Here is a 14,252-nt window from a genome sequence, read left to right on the forward strand (position 1 = left end):
GTTCCTAAGACCTCGAAATCGTCTCGTGCTTGAAGATCGTTCACAGCTCGCAACAGGTCGATCGCCAGCGGTCGCGCCTCCGTCGTTGGCGGCGTTCCAGGACGCCGAGTCCGGTTAACAAGGAGAAGGTCGTGAAACTGAATCAACTCGCCCGCTGTCTCATGGTGGTGGGGCTTGGCGCCCATGCGGCCGCCTGGTCGCAGGACGTCCAGAAGATCGAGCGGGTGGAGATCACCGGCTCGAGCATCAAGCGCATCCAGGACGAAGGCGCGCTGCCGGTGCAGACGATCTCCCGCAAGGACCTGGACCGCCAGGGCATCGTGTCGGCCGAGCAGCTGATCGCCACGCTCTCGGCCAACGGCAACGGCCTGGACAACCTGGCCTCCAATGCCGACGTGGTGTCGGGCCAGGCGCGCGGCAACAACGGCGCGACCTCCGCCAACCTGCGCCTGCAGGGCGCCAACGCGACGCTGATCCTGCTGAACGGACGTCGCATCGCCGCTCACGGTCTCAATGGCGGCGTCGTCGACCTGAACCAGATCCCGATGGCCGCGATCGAGCGCGTCGAGGTGCTCAAGGACGGCGCCTCCTCGACCTACGGCACCGATGCCGTGGGCGGCGTCATCAACTTCATCCTGCGCAAGGACTACCAGGGGCTGCAGGCCAGCGCCTTCACCGACGTGACCGAGCACGGCGGCGGCAACATCTACCGCGCATCGCTGACCGGCGGCGCCGGCAACATCGACAAGGACGGCTTCAACCTGCTGGCGGTGCTGTCGGTGACCGACAACAAGCGCCTGGATGGCTCGCAGCGCGACTTCGTCAACAGCTTCCAGCCCGAACGCGGCCTGTCGCCGGACACGCGCGGCACGCCGTTCGCGACGCTGTTCCTGCCCACGACGACCGGCACGACGATCCGCAACGTGCTGAGCCGCCCCGGCTCCAACGCCAACACCGGCCCGCTGTACAACGGCGCCGCGATCAACAGCGTCAACATCCTCGACCTGCCCGGCCAGGCCGGTTGCGCCTCCCAGCCGGGCATGGGGCCCTATGCGGAGAAGCTGTGGAACTCCGCCTCGGCGTCGCCGGCCAACCAGTTCGGCTGCGCCTGGGACACCGGACGCGCCGCGGTCATCCAGCAGCCGGTCAGGAACACCAACCTGGTCACCCGCGGCCAGCTCAAGCTGGGCGAGCACATGCTGACCGGCGAGGTGCTGCTGGGCAAGTCGGAGTCGACCAAGTACTTCTCTCCCAACCAGATCAGCAGCGCCGCGTCGACCTCGACGCTGGGCCTGCCCAACGGCACGACCACGCGCAACCCGTTCGCCGACCTGGCCTATCCGTCCAGCGGTGCCGGCTACCAGCGGGTGTTCGACGCGCTGGTGGCGCAGTTCCCGTCGCTGGCCGCCAACCAGGGCCTGCCGATGACCTTCCGCTGGCGCTGCATGGAATGCGGCGAGCGCGCGATCGGCACCGACACCGACACCGGCCGCTACCTCGTCAGCCTGGACGGCCCGCTGCCCTTCCTCAAGGACTGGGACTACAAGGCCGGCGCCTCGCACGCCTACAGCAAGAGCACGTCGACGCTGGAGAGCGGTTATCACAACTACGTCGGCCTGGCCAACCTGATCAACACCGGCGTGCTGAATCCCTTCCTGCTGGCGGGCGAGTCGCAGACTCCGGCGGCGCTGGCGGCGCTCAATGCGATCTCGGCCGCCGGCACCCGGCTGTACGGCGGCAAGTACACGACGGACGAGTTCGATGCCACCGTGTCGGGTCCGGTCTTCAAGCTGCCGGCGGGCGACGTGATGGCGGCGCTGGGCGTGGACTACCGCATCGAGAAGTACCGCTTCGACGGCAACACCTCGGTCAACACCAACGACATCAACACCTGGGTCTACAACGCGCCGTTCGACAACATCAACGCGCTGAGCGGCGTGAAGCGCAAGGTGGGCGCGATCTTCGGCGAGACCATCATCCCGGTCGTCAAGAACCTCGACCTGAACCTGTCGGTGCGCTACGACAAGTACACCGGCTTCGGCAGCACGACCAACCCGAAGGCCTCGGTCCGCTACCAGCCGCTGGAGAGCCTGGTGTTCCGCGCGTCGTACAGCACCGGCTTCCGGGTGCCCACCTTCAACCAGCTGTTCAACGGCGTGACCGAGTCGCCCTACACCGGCGCCGGGGTGCCGGATCCGGCGACCTGCCCCGGCAATGTGGTGAGCAACGCACCGGGCTGCCAGGCGATCACCTTCAACACCCTCTTCGGCGGCAAGTCCGACCTGCGGCCGGAGGAGTCGAAGATGTCCAACATCGGCTTCGTGTGGCAGCCGTCGCCGGCCTTCAACATGAGCGTCGACCTGTGGGACATCAAGCGGGACGGCCAGATCCAGAGCCTGACGCTGTCGCAGATCCTGAACAACTACCAGTTGTTCCCCGAGGCCTTCCTGCGTGACGGCAGCGGCGCGCTGAAGATCGTCGACACGCGCTGGATCAACACCGGCGAGACGCGCACGCGCGGGCTGGAGCTGTCGATGCGCGGCAGCACGCCCCTGAACGGCGGACGCCTGACGGCCGGCCTGGACGGGACCTACCTGCTGGAGAAGAAGTCCAAGCTGCTGGACAACGTGCCCTTCGGGCCGAGCGAGGTCGGCCGCTTCACGCGCTCGAGCGAGCTGGGCCTGCGCTGGAAGCACAGCGCCTACATCACCTACGCGTACGGCGACTGGGCCTGGTCGCTGCGCCAGCAGTACTCGACCGGCTACTACGGCTACGTGCCGCCGGGCGTCGCCAACGGCAATGCGACGGCGCCCGCCTTCGATCCGTGGGTCAAGCCGTACTACCTGCACCACGTGAGCGTGGCCTATACCGGCATCAAGAACCTGACGATCACGGCCGGCATCAAGAACATCCTCGACCAGGACCCGCCGTTCGCGAACAGCTACGACAGCAACACCGGCTCGGGCAGCTCGTGGGAACCGCGCGTCGCCGACCCGCGTGGCCGCTCGTTCACGCTGGGCCTGGACTACAAGTTCTTCTGATGCCCCTGGCCCCTCTCCCACGACCTGGGAGAGCAACCGGGTCAAGCGCTTTCGATCGTGCGCCGCGGTCGCTCCCCTGACCGCCCTCTCCGCCACAAGCGGCAGAGGGGGTTCAGGCGCGATCGGCCGTCTACACGCTGAGCGTCCGCCCCACGGGATCCATCGTCACCGCCAGTCCGATCGGCAGCGGCAGATTCGGCGTCGCATGCCCGCTGGGCCAGCCGGCCAGCACCGGCACTCCGAGATCGCCGAAGTAGTCGGTTAGCACCTCATCGGGCGCGTCCGCATCGGTGAAGCTGCCCAGCAGCACGCCGGCCAGGTCCTCGAGCGCGCCGCCCAGCCGCAGCTGGCACAGCAGGCGGTCGATCTTGTAAGGGTCCTCGGCGACATCCTCCAGGAACAGGATCGATCCCCGCAGGTCGGGCATGAACGGCGTGCCGAGCAGCGCGACCAGCACCGCCAGGTTCCCGCCCGAGAGCACCCCGCGCACCGGCGCGGCGCCGCGGTTCAACGCATGCGGCGCCAGGGCCGGCCCGAGCACATCGCCAGCGCGCAGACCGGCCCGCAGCCGGTCGGCCAGCGCCTGCGCGTCCGCCCAGGCCGCCTCGCCCTTGTGCCAATCGGAGGCCGGCATCGGCGCATGCCAGCCGGCCATGCCGAGTTGCTGGCGCAGCGCATGCAGCGCCGTCAGGTCGCTGTAGCCGATCAGCGGCTTGGGGTGGCGCCGCAGCGCCGCGCGATCGATGCGGTCCAGCAGCCGCATGCAGCCATAGCCGCCACGCAGTCCGATCACCGCGTCCACCTGCGGATCGGCCAGGGCGTCCTGCAGGTCGGCCAGCCGGCGGCCGTCGTCCGCCGCCAGGTGTCCGAGGAAGGCCGGCCCCGCGCAACCCGGAAAGACCTTTGCGCGAAAGCCGAGCCGCTCGATCAGCGGCACCACGAGTTCGAGCGTCCCCTCGCGCGGCGGGCCGGCGGGCGCGATCACGCCGAGGCAGGCGCGCTCGGGCAACGGGGGCAGCAGGAAGGTGTCGTCAGCCATCGGATAACGCCAAACGGCGGTGAAAGCGGTGAAAGCCAGCAAAGCGGCGAAAGCTGCGCGCGTCGGCGGCCCTGGTGGTGGCGACACGCGCGGCACCGGGCGTCGTCGAGCGTCGCCGAGCGTCAGGCCTCCAGCCAGCCCGCCAGTCGCGCGTCGATCGCGGCGCCCAGCGCCGGGAGCCGCCAGATCGTCGAGCAGGCCGGATGCGGAGCGTAGCGCGATCCGAGGTTGGACAGCAGCGCGATCAGGTAGTGCCGGCGTCGCGGCAGGATGCCGCGCACGATGCCCGCATCGGCGCTGTAGTTCTCGGTGTTGCCGGTCTTGTGCGCGAACCAGACCTCGCCGCCCGCGGCCTGCCGGCGCAGGTCGCCGGGCAGCGACACCTCGCCGGCCTGCAGCGCGCCGTCCGGCTGCAGCCAGCGTGCCGGCAGCCGCGCGGGCAGGCCGGGCACCCAGCCCGGCACACCCGCCAGCGCGCCGCTCGACAGCACCTGATGCAGCGCCTGGTCCTGCAGCGCATGCATCGCCTGGTTGCGGCTCTCGGGCGACAGCCTCGGCGCGTCGGCGGCCAGCCAGGGCGCGCGCGGCGCCACCGGGTCCAGCCACCAGAGCAGCCGCACCGTGTCCCAGGCAGTCATCTGGATCTGCCCGACGCCAGACCCCGATGCATTGCCCCAGCCGCCCTCGGCCGTCGTGTTGGCGAAGCGCAGCGTCGTCAGCCCGAGCGACCCGAACAGCCCATGCAGTTCGTTGCGCACCTCGCGCCCACCGTCGCGACGGATCGCGCCGGCCGCATGCATCAGCGTCACCAGCGCCGAGGTGGCCTCGTTGCTGCTCCAGGTGACCATGTCGTAGGCCCAGTCGGCCACCGCGCGCTCCCGGCCGCCGTAGGCCAGCGCCTGCCACCAGCCGGCGCGCCCCTGGTCGACCAGCCGGCCGACGCCGACCAGCAGCATCAGCTTCAGCAGCGACGCCGGATAAGGCGCCACCACGCGACCGCCGCCCGCGCCCACCTCCCCCGCGAGCGGCACCCAGTCCATCGCGGACCAGTCCGCGGCCGGACGCCATGCGATGGAGTGCCCTTCGGCATCCCGCTGGTCGGCCAGGAAGCGCAGGTTGCGGACCGGTCCACCGTCGGCCGGCAGCTCGGCGATCAGGCCCTGCGGATGCTCGCGCGAGAACGCGACGTTCGCCCACACCGGCGGACGCCGATCGGGAAAGGCCACGACGGCCAGGTCGATGCTGGGGAAGTGCCGGATCGGCCGCCCCTGGTCCTGCGGGTCCGGCGTCGCGCCGAAGTCCTGCGCCAGCACCGCCTCGCGCAAGGCCTCGGCCAGCGCGGCGTGGGTCAACGGCCGTTCGGCACGGCCGCCTGGACGAAGCGGCGCGCGACCGTCCGCCAGCGCGGCGGGCGACGACGCGGTGGGCGATGGCGCGGTGCGTCCGTCCGTCACCGCGAGCCCTCAGGCAGCGCGCAGCTGCAGGCCGTCCAGCGCGATCGGGCTGGGCTTGCCGGACACCAGGTCGGCCACGATGCGGGCCGAGCCGAAGGAAAAGGTGAAGCCCAGGGCGCCATGGCCGACATTCAGCCACAGCCCGCGCAGCGGGGTCTCGCCGAGCATCGGCGCGCCGGACGGGGTGGCCGGACGCAGGCCGGCCCAGGGCACTGCGCGGTCGTAGTCGGCCGCCTTCGGGAAGGTCTCGCGCACATTGCGCTGCAACGCCGCCAGGCGCTTGGGATCGATGCGGGTGTCCTCGCCGACCAGGTCGACCATCGCCGCCACGCGCAGCTGATGGCCGATGCGGGCGTAGAGCGTCTTGCGCTCGAAGTCGGTCACGCTGACCGTCGGCGGGCGATGCACGCCGTTGATCGGCGCGGACAGGCTGTAGCCCTTGAGCGGATACAGCGGCAGGCGCAGGCCGACAAGTTCCGCCAGCGCCGCGCTCTGCAGCCCGGCCGCCAGCACGACCCCGCCGGCCGGCAGTTCGCCCTGATCGGTGCGCAGCGCGACGACCCGCTCGCCCTCGACGACGAAGCCGGTCGCGTGCGCCTGCAGCCGGCCCTGGAAATTCGGATGCCGCGCCAGGCGCTCGCCCAGCTGGACGCTGAGCGCATGGCAATCGGCCACCGCCTCGCCCGAGGTGAAGATGCCGCCCGCGAGCCAGTCGGCACTGCCATCCCCGAGCGCGGGTTCGATGGCGAGGCATTCCTCGCGGGTCAGCGCGCGTTCCGGACCGCCCTGCGTGCGCGCCGCCACGCGTGCGAATTCCTGGGCCTTGCGATAGACGACCAGCTTGCCGGGCGTGCGCAGCTCGATGGCGTCGAGCGCCGCCTGGCGTTGCAGTTCACCGAAGCATTGCTGGCTGAAGGCGCCCAGTTCGAGCAGGCGCTCGGTGGTGCGCTGGTTGATCGGTCCCCGGCAATGGGCGAGGAAGGCGGCCAGCCAGCGCCATTGCGCCGCCGTGCCATCGGGCTTGAACCGCAGCGGGCCATCCGGATCCAGCAGCCAGCGCAGCGCCTTCAGCGGCACGCCCGCATCGGCCAGCGGCGACACGTAGCGATAGCTGAGCTGCCCGCCGTTCGCCCGGCTGGCGCCGGTCGCGAGCGCGGCCTCGCGCTCCACGAGCGTCACCCGGTGCCCCGCCTCCGCCAGGGCCCAGGCGGTGGTGACGCCGACGACGCCTCCACCGATCACCACGAGTTGCTTCATCCCGGACGAATTCATTCTTGAATGGTCCGGGAGGGTACGGATTCGGTACGCCCTCAGCCAATGAAAGCGGCGCCGCTACCCATAACCCTGTTGAATGCGCGCAAATGCGGTGCCAGCGAGGTGTCCGCGCTGCGGCGGGCCCCCTCACCCTCCCTCTCCCCGGAGGGAGAGGAATGAGGCCGCGGCGGGGCGGTCTGACAGGAGAGGGGAATGCGGCGAAGGGAGGAGACAGGGAGGCCGGTCAGGCCAGCACGGCGGCCATCGCATTCGCGGTGGCTTCGACGTTGCGGGTGTTCAGGCCCGCGATGCACATCCGGCCCGAGCGCAGGATGTAGACGCCGAATTCCTCGCGCAGGCGGTCCACCTGCTCCGGCGTCAGGCCGGTGTAGCTGAACATGCCGCGCTGCGTCAGGAAGTAATCGAAGTTGCGGCCGGGGATCTTGGCCGTGATGACCTCGAACAGCGCATTGCGCATCGCCAGGATCCGCTCGCGCATTTCCTCGACCTCGCCCTCCCACAGCGCGCGCAGCGCCGGATCGCCCAGCACCTTGGCGACGACTTGGCCGCCATGCATCGGCGGATTGGAGTAGTTGCGGCGGATGGTGAACTTCAGCTGGCCCAGCACGTTGGCCGCCTGCGCCGCGTCGGGACACACCACCGACAGCGCGCCGCAGCGCTCGCCGTAGAGGCTCATGTTCTTGGAGAAGCTGTTGGCGACGAAGAAGCTCAGGCCCTCGGCCGCCAGCGCGCGGATCGCGAAGGTGTCCTGCTCCAGTCCGTCGCCGTAGCCCTGGTAGGCCAGGTCCAGGAAGGCGATCAGCTCGCGCTCCTTCAGCACCGGGATCAGCGCGTCCCATTGCGACTGCGACAGGTCCACGCCGGTCGGGTTGTGGCAGCACGCGTGCAGCAGCACGATGCTGCGCGCCGGCGCCTCCGACAGCGCCTGCAGCATCGCGTCGAAGCGCAGGCCGCCGGTCCTGGCGTCGTAGTACGGGTAGCTGCGGCACTCCAGCCCGGAGCCCTCGAAGACGGCGCGGTGGTTGTCCCAGGTCGGGTCGCTCAGGTAGAGGGCGCTGTCGGGGAAGTAGCGCTTGATGAAATCCGCGCCGACCTTCAGCCCGCCCGACGAGCCCACGCCCTGGATCGTCGCCACCCGGTTGCTCCTGAGCGGCTCGCTGTCGGCGCCGAACAGCAGCTTCTGCACCTCGGTGCGGAAGTTGGCGGCGCCTTCCATCGGCAGGTAGGGCCGGGCGCCGGCCTGCTCCACCACGGCCAGCTCGGCCCGGCGCACCGAGTCGAGCATCGGGATGCGGCCGTCGTCGTCGAAGTAGATGCCGATGGACAGGTTGATCTTCTGCGTGCGCGGGTCCTTCTGGAAGGCCTCGTTCAGGCTGAGGATGGGATCGCCCGCGTAGGCGTCGACGTGCTGGAACATGCTGGGAACTCCAGGTTGGACAAACGGCGGCGGCCATTATCCCCAGCCCGACCGGCCGGGACCGCAACAGCCCCGCGGCCGGAGCACCGGTACAGCCCCGACGACAATGCCGGCTTCGCATCACCTGCCCCAGAGAATCACATGATCACCGACTTCAACACGCGTGGCGCCGCCTGCCTGCCGGGCCGCCTGGGCATCGAGATCCTCGAGGTCGAGAAGGGCCGCGTCCAGGCTCGGCTGCCGGTGCGCCAGCAGGTCATGGCCCCCAACGGCTACCTGCACGCCGGCAGCGTCGTCACGCTGGCCGACACCTGCTGCGGCTATGGCTGCATCGCTTCGCTGCCGGAGGGCGCGAGCAACTTCACCACCGTGGAGCTCAAGTCCAACCACCTGGGCACCGCCCGCGACGGCGTCATCGAATGCACCGCCGTGGCCGTCCACATGGGCCGCACGACGCAGGTCTGGGATGCGACCGTCACCCACGACGGCAAGACGATCGCGCTGTTCCGCTGCACGCAGATGGTCCTGTATCCGAAGGCCTGAGGGCGCGGCCTGCCATCGTGGGCGCGCTGGGCCGCCATGGCATGGGGCCCCGGCGGCAAGCGCCGAAACCCCACGCCATGCCGTCCCTGAGTCACCGAGCCGGTCGCTTCAGGGCGCCTTGCCGCTTCCGATCGCCATCAGCAGCCGCGTGACGAGCACCAGCTTGGGCGCGATCGCGTCGATGACGACAAACTCGCTGTCGCTGCTGTGCGCGCCGTAGCCGCGCACGCCCAGGCCCTCGATCACCGGCGCCTTCGTGGCCAGCGCGGCGTAGGCGGCGTCGGTGCCGCCGCCGGTCGGGCGGTCACGCACGACCAGCTCCAGCTTCTGCTCATCGGCCAGCGCCTTGGCCTTGGCCGCCAAGGCGCGCGAAGCCTCGGTCGCCTGCAGCGGCGGCCGGCGGCGGTCGAAGCTCAGCGTGACCTCGGACTCCGGCAGCAACTTGTTCTGGATGCGCTTGCGCAGCTCCGCCTCCATGCCGTCGAAATCGGCGACGCGGTCCGCCCGCGCGTCGCCATTGGCCTCGGCACGGTCGGGGATCGCGTTGCGGACCGAGCCGGCCTTGGCCATCGTCCAGTTCAGGTGCTTCCCGTTCTTCGGATCGGACAGGTCGCGGGTCTGCATGATCTGGTGGGCCATCTCGTACAGCGCGTTGACGCCCTTCTCCGGTGCCGCGCCCGCATGCGAGGAGCGGCCCTTGACCTTCAGGTCCACCGATGCGATGCCGCTGGTGGCCAGCCGCACCGTGTCCGGCGTCGTCGGCCCGCCGCCGCCCTCGAAGGACAGCACCGCATCATGCTCGCCGCCCAGCCGGGTGATCAGCGCGTTCGATCCCGGCGAGCCGATCTCCTCGTCGCCGTTGATGAGCACGGTGATCTCGGCGTAGTCCTTGAAGCCGACCGCCTTGAGCATCGCCAGCACATGGAGGATGGTCGCGACGCCCTGCTTGTCGTCGGCGATGCCCAGGCCGTAGGCGTGGTTGCCGTCGATCCGGAAGGGCTGCTGCTTCAAGCCGCCGCGCTGGTAGACGGTGTCCATGTGCGCGATCAGCATCACCCGCTTGCCGTTGGCGCTGCCGCCCTTGAACGACGCACGCACGATCTGGCCGACCTTGGCCGGGCCGTCGCCGGCATCGGAGGTCGGCGACGCGATGGTCGTGTCCGGATCGATCAGCTGCACCTGCCCGCCGAGTTCGCGCAGCCGCTGGGCGATCAGGCCGGCGATGCGGTCCAGGCCCTGGCGGTCGGAGCTGCCGGACTCGATCTCGACCAGCTGCTGCAGCGTCTTCATCAACTGGGGCTGCTCCTTGGCGGCCAAGGCCTGCAGCTCGGGCACGGTCTGCGCCTGGACGCCGAAGGCGGCCGTCGCGGCCAGGGCGAGCGCCGCGCGGCGCCAGACGGGGAAGGAAGCCAGCATCGTCGAGGTCTCCATGGGTGGTGTACTTGTCGTCGTCGCCCCCCTCGGGAGCGAAGGAAGCGCCGATCCTATCGGCAGACCGGTTCGCCGTCCGGGTTGAAAGTGTTTCGTGTGCGAGTGGCTGTCCTCACGACAGCGCACTGCCTAGCATCCGGACCTTCCCGTGCCGATCCAAGGACTGTCCGATGAATGCCTCCACCCCTTCCCCTCGCCCGCTGACGATGATCGCGGTGCTGATCGCCCCGCCCGGCCGCCGCGACGACCTGCGCGCGGCCCTCGCCGGGCTGGTCGCGCCGACGCGCCAGGAGCCGGGCTGCCGCGACTACCGCCTCTTCGAACTGGCCGATGAGCCCGGCACCTTCCAGATGCACGAGGCCTTCGACGACGAGGCGGCCCTCGAAGCGCACCGGGCGACCCCGCACTTCCGTGCGTTCGAGGCCCGCGCCCATGAGCTGCTGGGCGCGCCGCTGCGCCTGGTCAAGCTGACCGCGGTGGCCTGAAAGCGCCCTCGATAGCCCCTCGCCCGCGAAGCGGAGAGGGGTTGGGGCGAGGGCTCGTGGTGGCGCACAGTGCCCTTCGACGAGCCCTCACCCCCACCCTCCCCCGCTGCGCGGGCGAGGGTGTCAGGCCAGCCACTCGATCCACCGACCGTGCGCGTGAGACCACGCCAGCGCCTCGGTCCGCACCTCGTCGCCCTGGCGCCATTGCAGCGTCCACAGCGTGCCGGTATCGGCGGGCTCACCCGGCGGAGCGCTCGGTGGCGAGGCCAGCGGTGAGCGCTTGGCGAGCTCCCCGCTGATCCAGGCCAGCCCGCGCTCGCGGACCAGCTGCCGGATGCGCTCGGTGTAGGCGCGCAGCGCCGGCGGATCGAAATAGAACAGCACCCAGACATTGACGATCACCGGCGTGACGCCCGCCGGCAGCGTGTCCATCCAGCGCTCGAGCTCGCCCAGGCCGTCCTCGGTGCGCCGCAGCGGCACCGGATGGCGTCGCGCATCGCCGAGCGCCCGGTCCAGCCGTTCGCGCCGTGCGCCATCGCCGGGCCACAGGCAGGCGCGCAGCCAGCGCGCGGCGCCTTCGTCCGCCGGATCGATCGGCTGCAGGTCCACGCCCATCCGCTGCGCCGCCTGCCAACGCGGTGCGCCGAGCAGCGCCGACGGCCGCTCCCCTCGCCACACCGTGGAAATCAGCGGTGCTGCGTCGTCCAGCCCCGGCGTGAACGCGACGCCATCGTCATAGGCATAGCGGTCGACGCCCAGGTTCAGGCCGGCGCTGCAGCCGAAGTCGAACAGCGCCAGCTCGACCGGTGCTTGCTCCGTGCCGCCCAGCCGTGTCGCCAGCGCCTGCAGCGCGGGACGCAGCACCGCACAGCGGCCGGTCTCGTTGGTCTGGGTCGTGCGCTCGCGGATCAGCGCGCGCAGCGTCGACTCCTCGCGCCGCACGAAGTCGCGCAGCGCGCCAGGCAATTCGGCGTCCGGCGCCCGCGTCCCGCCGACGCTCGCGTAATAGGCGGCCAGCGGATGCGAGCCGCCCTCCGTTGAGCCGGCCAGGACCCGGTCGTGCAGCGCCGCGAAGAACAGCACCGGCTTGCGCTGCGTCGCCGGCGCTTCCAGCAGCAGCGCCATCAGCGCGCGGTCCTCGGCGATCGTGGCCGCGAGCGCGCAGTAGAGCGGGTCGTCCTGGCCGTCGACCTCGGCGAAGCGGGTGAAGTGGTGGGCGATGCGCCCGAGTGCGTCTTCCATGACCGGTGACTCTAGGTCGTCGTGAGCGGCCAGAATGTCGGCCATCCGACAAATCCGCGGTCTCCGACTCGCGGCCCGCCGGCCCTCACCGCCCGATGACCGCTGACACCACCGCCGTTCAGGCCCTGTGCGCCAACTTCCCGGGCCTGACGCCGCCAGTCGCCCTGGCCTCGCGGCTCGACGCCCTGCTGCCCTGCCGCCGCCTCGCTGCCGGTCAGGTGCTGTTCGCCCAGGGCCAGGCGCCGAACGCGTGCTACATGGTCGAGGCTGGCGAGATCGAAGCGCGTTTCGCCGCGCTCGACGGCCGGATGTCGGTGCTGGAGCATGTGCGTGCGCCCCGGCTGTTCGGCCTGGCGGCCTTCGTCACCGGCAAGCCGTCGCGCTACGAGGCGGCGGCGGTCGCCGACAGTCGCGTGTGGGTCATCGGCGCGCCGGCCTACCGGGTGCTGATGGACGACTGGCCCGGCTTCGCCCGGGCGCTGATGCGGGAATTCGCCGAGCGTTTCGAGGGGAACCTGCGTCTGCTGGAAGCCGCCCGGCACCTGAGCGCGCCGGAGCGTTTCGCGGTGGCGCTGCGGCAGCTCGCCACCGAGCGCGCCGGTCCACCGGACGCCGAAGGATGGCGCGAATTGAAGGCGACGCAGGCGGAGCTGGCGCGGTTGGCCCACCTGTCGCGCCAGACGGTCAACCAGCTGCTACGCGCTGGACAGGCCGAGGGCGGTCTGCGCCTGCGCTACGGCCGGATCGCCCTCCGGGTCTGACCCGCCACCGCGAGCGGACAGGGACGGCCGATCAGTCGGCCAGTGCCGCCTCGATCTCGCCGCGGATCGCCGCCGGCGCGTCGTTCGGCGCGAAGCGCTTGAGCACCTGGCCGTCGCGCCCGACGAGGAACTTGGTGAAGTTCCACTTGATGCCCTGCGTGCCCAGGATCCCGGGCTTCTCGCCCTTGAGCCATTGCCACAGCGGATGCGCGTCCCCGCCGTTGACCTTGACCTTGGCCATCATCGGGAAGCTCACGCCGTAGTTCAGTTGGCAGAACGAGGCGATCTCCTCGTTGCTGCCGGGGTCCTGGCCGCCGAACTCGTTGCTCGGGAACCCGACGATCACCAGCCCGCGGGCCTGGTAGTCGCGCCACAGGTCCTCGAGGCCCTTGAACTGCGGCGTGAAGCCGCACTCGCTGGCGGTGTTGACGATCAGCAGCACGCGGCCGCGGTACTGCGATAACGCGACCGGCTCGCCAGCGATGCTGACGGCGTCGAAGTCGAAGGCAGTCTTGCCATTGGCGCTCATGGGGGACCTCCTCGTTGGGCCGGGTGGGCCGGGGTGCATCCTAGCGCGGCGTCAGGGATCAGGCGCGGTGGCGCTCCAGGGCAGCCAGCATCGCCGCCCCCAGGATCGCCGCGCCGCCCAGCGCCGTCTTGCCGTCCAGCGTGCCGCCGCCCAGCAGCAGCGCCGAGATCGCCGCCACCGGCACCTCGGTCAGCATGACGACCGCCGTGACGTTCGCGGGCAGCCGCGCCGCGCCGTACTGCAGCGACAGGTTGGACACGAAGAACAGCAGCGCCATGCCCGCCAGCGGCAGCAGCCAGACGGCGCCGGGCAGCGAAGGCCAGGGCGCCAGGCCGTGGCCGGCCATGGCGATGGCCGACAGTCCCGCCACCAGCACGCCGCCGGTGAACATCGCCAGCGCCCGTGCCCCCGGGCTGCGGGCGGCCTCGCGCCGCAGCATCACGTTGTTGAACGCGAAGGTCATGCCGCCGACCAGCCCCAGCACATCCGCCAGGCTCGACGGCACCGGCCAGCCGCCGTCCGCGGGCGCCAGCACGGCCAGCGCCCCGCCCAGCGCCAGGGCGATCCGCAGACCGGCCATCGCCGTCAGCGGCTCATGCAGGACCACCCGCGCCAGCAGCACCGCCCACAGCGGCATCAGGTAGAAGAGCAGCACGACCCGCACCACGTCGCCGGTCGACACGCCCCAGTTGAAGGCGGTGTTGGTCATCCCGGCCGCCAGCGTCACCACCCACAGGCCGGGGGAGCGCAGCCACTCGGACACCGCCCCGCGCTGGCTCAGCAGCACGACGGCCCAGGACAGCGCGTACATGATCACCGTGGTCCACAGCGGGTGCATGCCCGCTCCCTCGAATTGGCGGAACGGCCACCAGGACAGCCCCCAGATGGTGGCGTTGAGCATCAGGGCGAGGATCGGCATGCAGGAACGGGGCGGGGAGCCCAGGGGACAGAGGGAAGGGACAGGGGTGGGGCTTGCGCAACAGTCCCGGCGGCGGGACTTGGAACCGGCTCGCGGCGCGGCCAACAATGCCCAGG

At 70.8% G+C, this 14,252-nt stretch carries 12 protein-coding genes; 4 read left to right on the forward strand and 8 right to left on the reverse strand.

Annotated features, from left to right (window positions below; translation table 11 throughout):
- Positions 1–131 precede the first annotated feature (131 nt).
- A complete protein-coding gene (locus tag CS062_RS13510; protein ID WP_233218047.1) occupies positions 132–3,041 on the forward strand; it encodes a TonB-dependent receptor domain-containing protein in 2,910 nt (969 codons plus the stop codon).
- A 130-nt stretch (positions 3,042–3,171) separates the two neighbouring features.
- Here the strand turns inward: CS062_RS13510 and CS062_RS26205 are convergent, their stop codons facing one another.
- The 4 genes from CS062_RS26205 to CS062_RS13530 form a co-directional block, all read right to left on the reverse strand.
- On the reverse strand, positions 3,172–4,080 hold the full coding sequence (locus CS062_RS26205) for a S66 peptidase family protein (protein ID WP_099862147.1): 909 nt from the start codon (positions 4,078–4,080) through the stop codon (positions 3,172–3,174).
- 122 nt (positions 4,081–4,202) lie between these two features.
- Positions 4,203–5,534: a serine hydrolase gene (locus CS062_RS26210; RefSeq protein WP_158238784.1), complete on the reverse strand. Its 1,332-nt coding sequence runs from the start codon at positions 5,532–5,534 to the stop codon at positions 4,203–4,205.
- 9 nt (positions 5,535–5,543) lie between these two features.
- Positions 5,544–6,848, reverse strand: coding sequence for a D-amino acid dehydrogenase (locus CS062_RS13525; protein WP_368372855.1), 1,305 nt, complete (start codon positions 6,846–6,848; stop codon positions 5,544–5,546).
- A 184-nt stretch (positions 6,849–7,032) separates the two neighbouring features.
- Positions 7,033–8,226, reverse strand: coding sequence for an amino acid aminotransferase (locus CS062_RS13530; RefSeq protein WP_099862150.1), 1,194 nt, complete (start codon positions 8,224–8,226; stop codon positions 7,033–7,035).
- Positions 8,227–8,367: 141 nt separating this feature from the next.
- Here CS062_RS13530 and CS062_RS13535 point away from each other — a divergent pair, with 141 nt between their 5' ends.
- Positions 8,368–8,769, forward strand: a complete 402-nt coding sequence (locus CS062_RS13535) for a PaaI family thioesterase (RefSeq protein WP_099862151.1) — start codon at positions 8,368–8,370, stop codon at positions 8,767–8,769.
- A 108-nt stretch (positions 8,770–8,877) separates the two neighbouring features.
- Here CS062_RS13535 and CS062_RS13540 read toward each other — a convergent pair whose 3' ends face one another.
- On the reverse strand, positions 8,878–10,200 hold the full coding sequence (locus CS062_RS13540; protein WP_233218049.1) for a glutamate carboxypeptidase: 1,323 nt from the start codon (positions 10,198–10,200) through the stop codon (positions 8,878–8,880).
- A gap of 170 nt (positions 10,201–10,370) precedes the next feature.
- On the opposite strand from CS062_RS13540, the gene CS062_RS13545 reads away from it, so the two are divergent.
- Positions 10,371–10,685, forward strand: coding sequence for a putative quinol monooxygenase (locus CS062_RS13545; protein ID WP_233218050.1), 315 nt, complete (start codon positions 10,371–10,373; stop codon positions 10,683–10,685).
- A 123-nt stretch (positions 10,686–10,808) separates the two neighbouring features.
- Here the strand turns inward: CS062_RS13545 and CS062_RS13550 are convergent, their stop codons facing one another.
- The gene (locus CS062_RS13550; RefSeq protein ID WP_158238785.1) at positions 10,809–11,927 is read right to left on the reverse strand and encodes a DUF2332 domain-containing protein; all 1,119 of its coding nucleotides are present in this window, start codon (positions 11,925–11,927) and stop codon (positions 10,809–10,811) included.
- Positions 11,928–12,022: 95 nt separating this feature from the next.
- Here CS062_RS13550 and CS062_RS13555 point away from each other — a divergent pair, with 95 nt between their 5' ends.
- Positions 12,023–12,688, forward strand: coding sequence for a Crp/Fnr family transcriptional regulator (locus CS062_RS13555; RefSeq protein ID WP_099862154.1), 666 nt, complete (start codon positions 12,023–12,025; stop codon positions 12,686–12,688).
- 31 nt (positions 12,689–12,719) lie between these two features.
- Here CS062_RS13555 and CS062_RS13560 read toward each other — a convergent pair whose 3' ends face one another.
- Both CS062_RS13560 and CS062_RS13565 read right to left on the reverse strand, forming a co-directional pair.
- Positions 12,720–13,217 carry a glutathione peroxidase gene (locus CS062_RS13560; RefSeq protein ID WP_099862155.1) on the reverse strand — a complete coding sequence of 166 codons (498 nt, stop codon included), beginning with the start codon at positions 13,215–13,217 and terminating at the stop codon, positions 12,720–12,722.
- 58 nt (positions 13,218–13,275) lie between these two features.
- Positions 13,276–14,136, reverse strand: coding sequence for a DMT family transporter (locus CS062_RS13565; RefSeq protein WP_099862156.1), 861 nt, complete (start codon positions 14,134–14,136; stop codon positions 13,276–13,278).
- Positions 14,137–14,252: the final 116 nt, after the last annotated feature.

This window comes from Roseateles chitinivorans (genome assembly GCF_002761755.1).
In the GTDB taxonomy this organism is placed as follows: Bacteria; Pseudomonadota; Gammaproteobacteria; order Burkholderiales; family Burkholderiaceae_C; genus Roseateles; species Roseateles chitinivorans.

Excerpts from the sequence above, each read along its gene's own strand:
- CS062_RS13555 (WP_099862154.1), top strand. The coding sequence starts at position 12,023 with ATGACCGCTGACACCACCGCCGTTCAGGCCCTGTGCGCCAACTTCCCG.
- CS062_RS13530 (WP_099862150.1), bottom strand. The coding sequence starts at position 8,226 with ATGTTCCAGCACGTCGACGCCTACGCGGGCGATCCCATCCTCAGCCTG.
- CS062_RS13545 (WP_233218050.1), top strand. The coding sequence starts at position 10,371 with ATGAATGCCTCCACCCCTTCCCCTCGCCCGCTGACGATGATCGCGGTG.
- CS062_RS13560 (WP_099862155.1), bottom strand. The coding sequence starts at position 13,217 with ATGAGCGCCAATGGCAAGACTGCCTTCGACTTCGACGCCGTCAGCATC.
- CS062_RS26205 (WP_099862147.1), bottom strand. The coding sequence starts at position 4,080 with ATGGCTGACGACACCTTCCTGCTGCCCCCGTTGCCCGAGCGCGCCTGC.
- CS062_RS13540 (WP_233218049.1), bottom strand. The coding sequence starts at position 10,200 with ATGGAGACCTCGACGATGCTGGCTTCCTTCCCCGTCTGGCGCCGCGCG.
- CS062_RS13565 (WP_099862156.1), bottom strand. The coding sequence starts at position 14,136 with ATGCCGATCCTCGCCCTGATGCTCAACGCCACCATCTGGGGGCTGTCC.
- CS062_RS13535 (WP_099862151.1), top strand. The coding sequence starts at position 8,368 with ATGATCACCGACTTCAACACGCGTGGCGCCGCCTGCCTGCCGGGCCGC.
- CS062_RS13550 (WP_158238785.1), bottom strand. The coding sequence starts at position 11,927 with ATGGAAGACGCACTCGGGCGCATCGCCCACCACTTCACCCGCTTCGCC.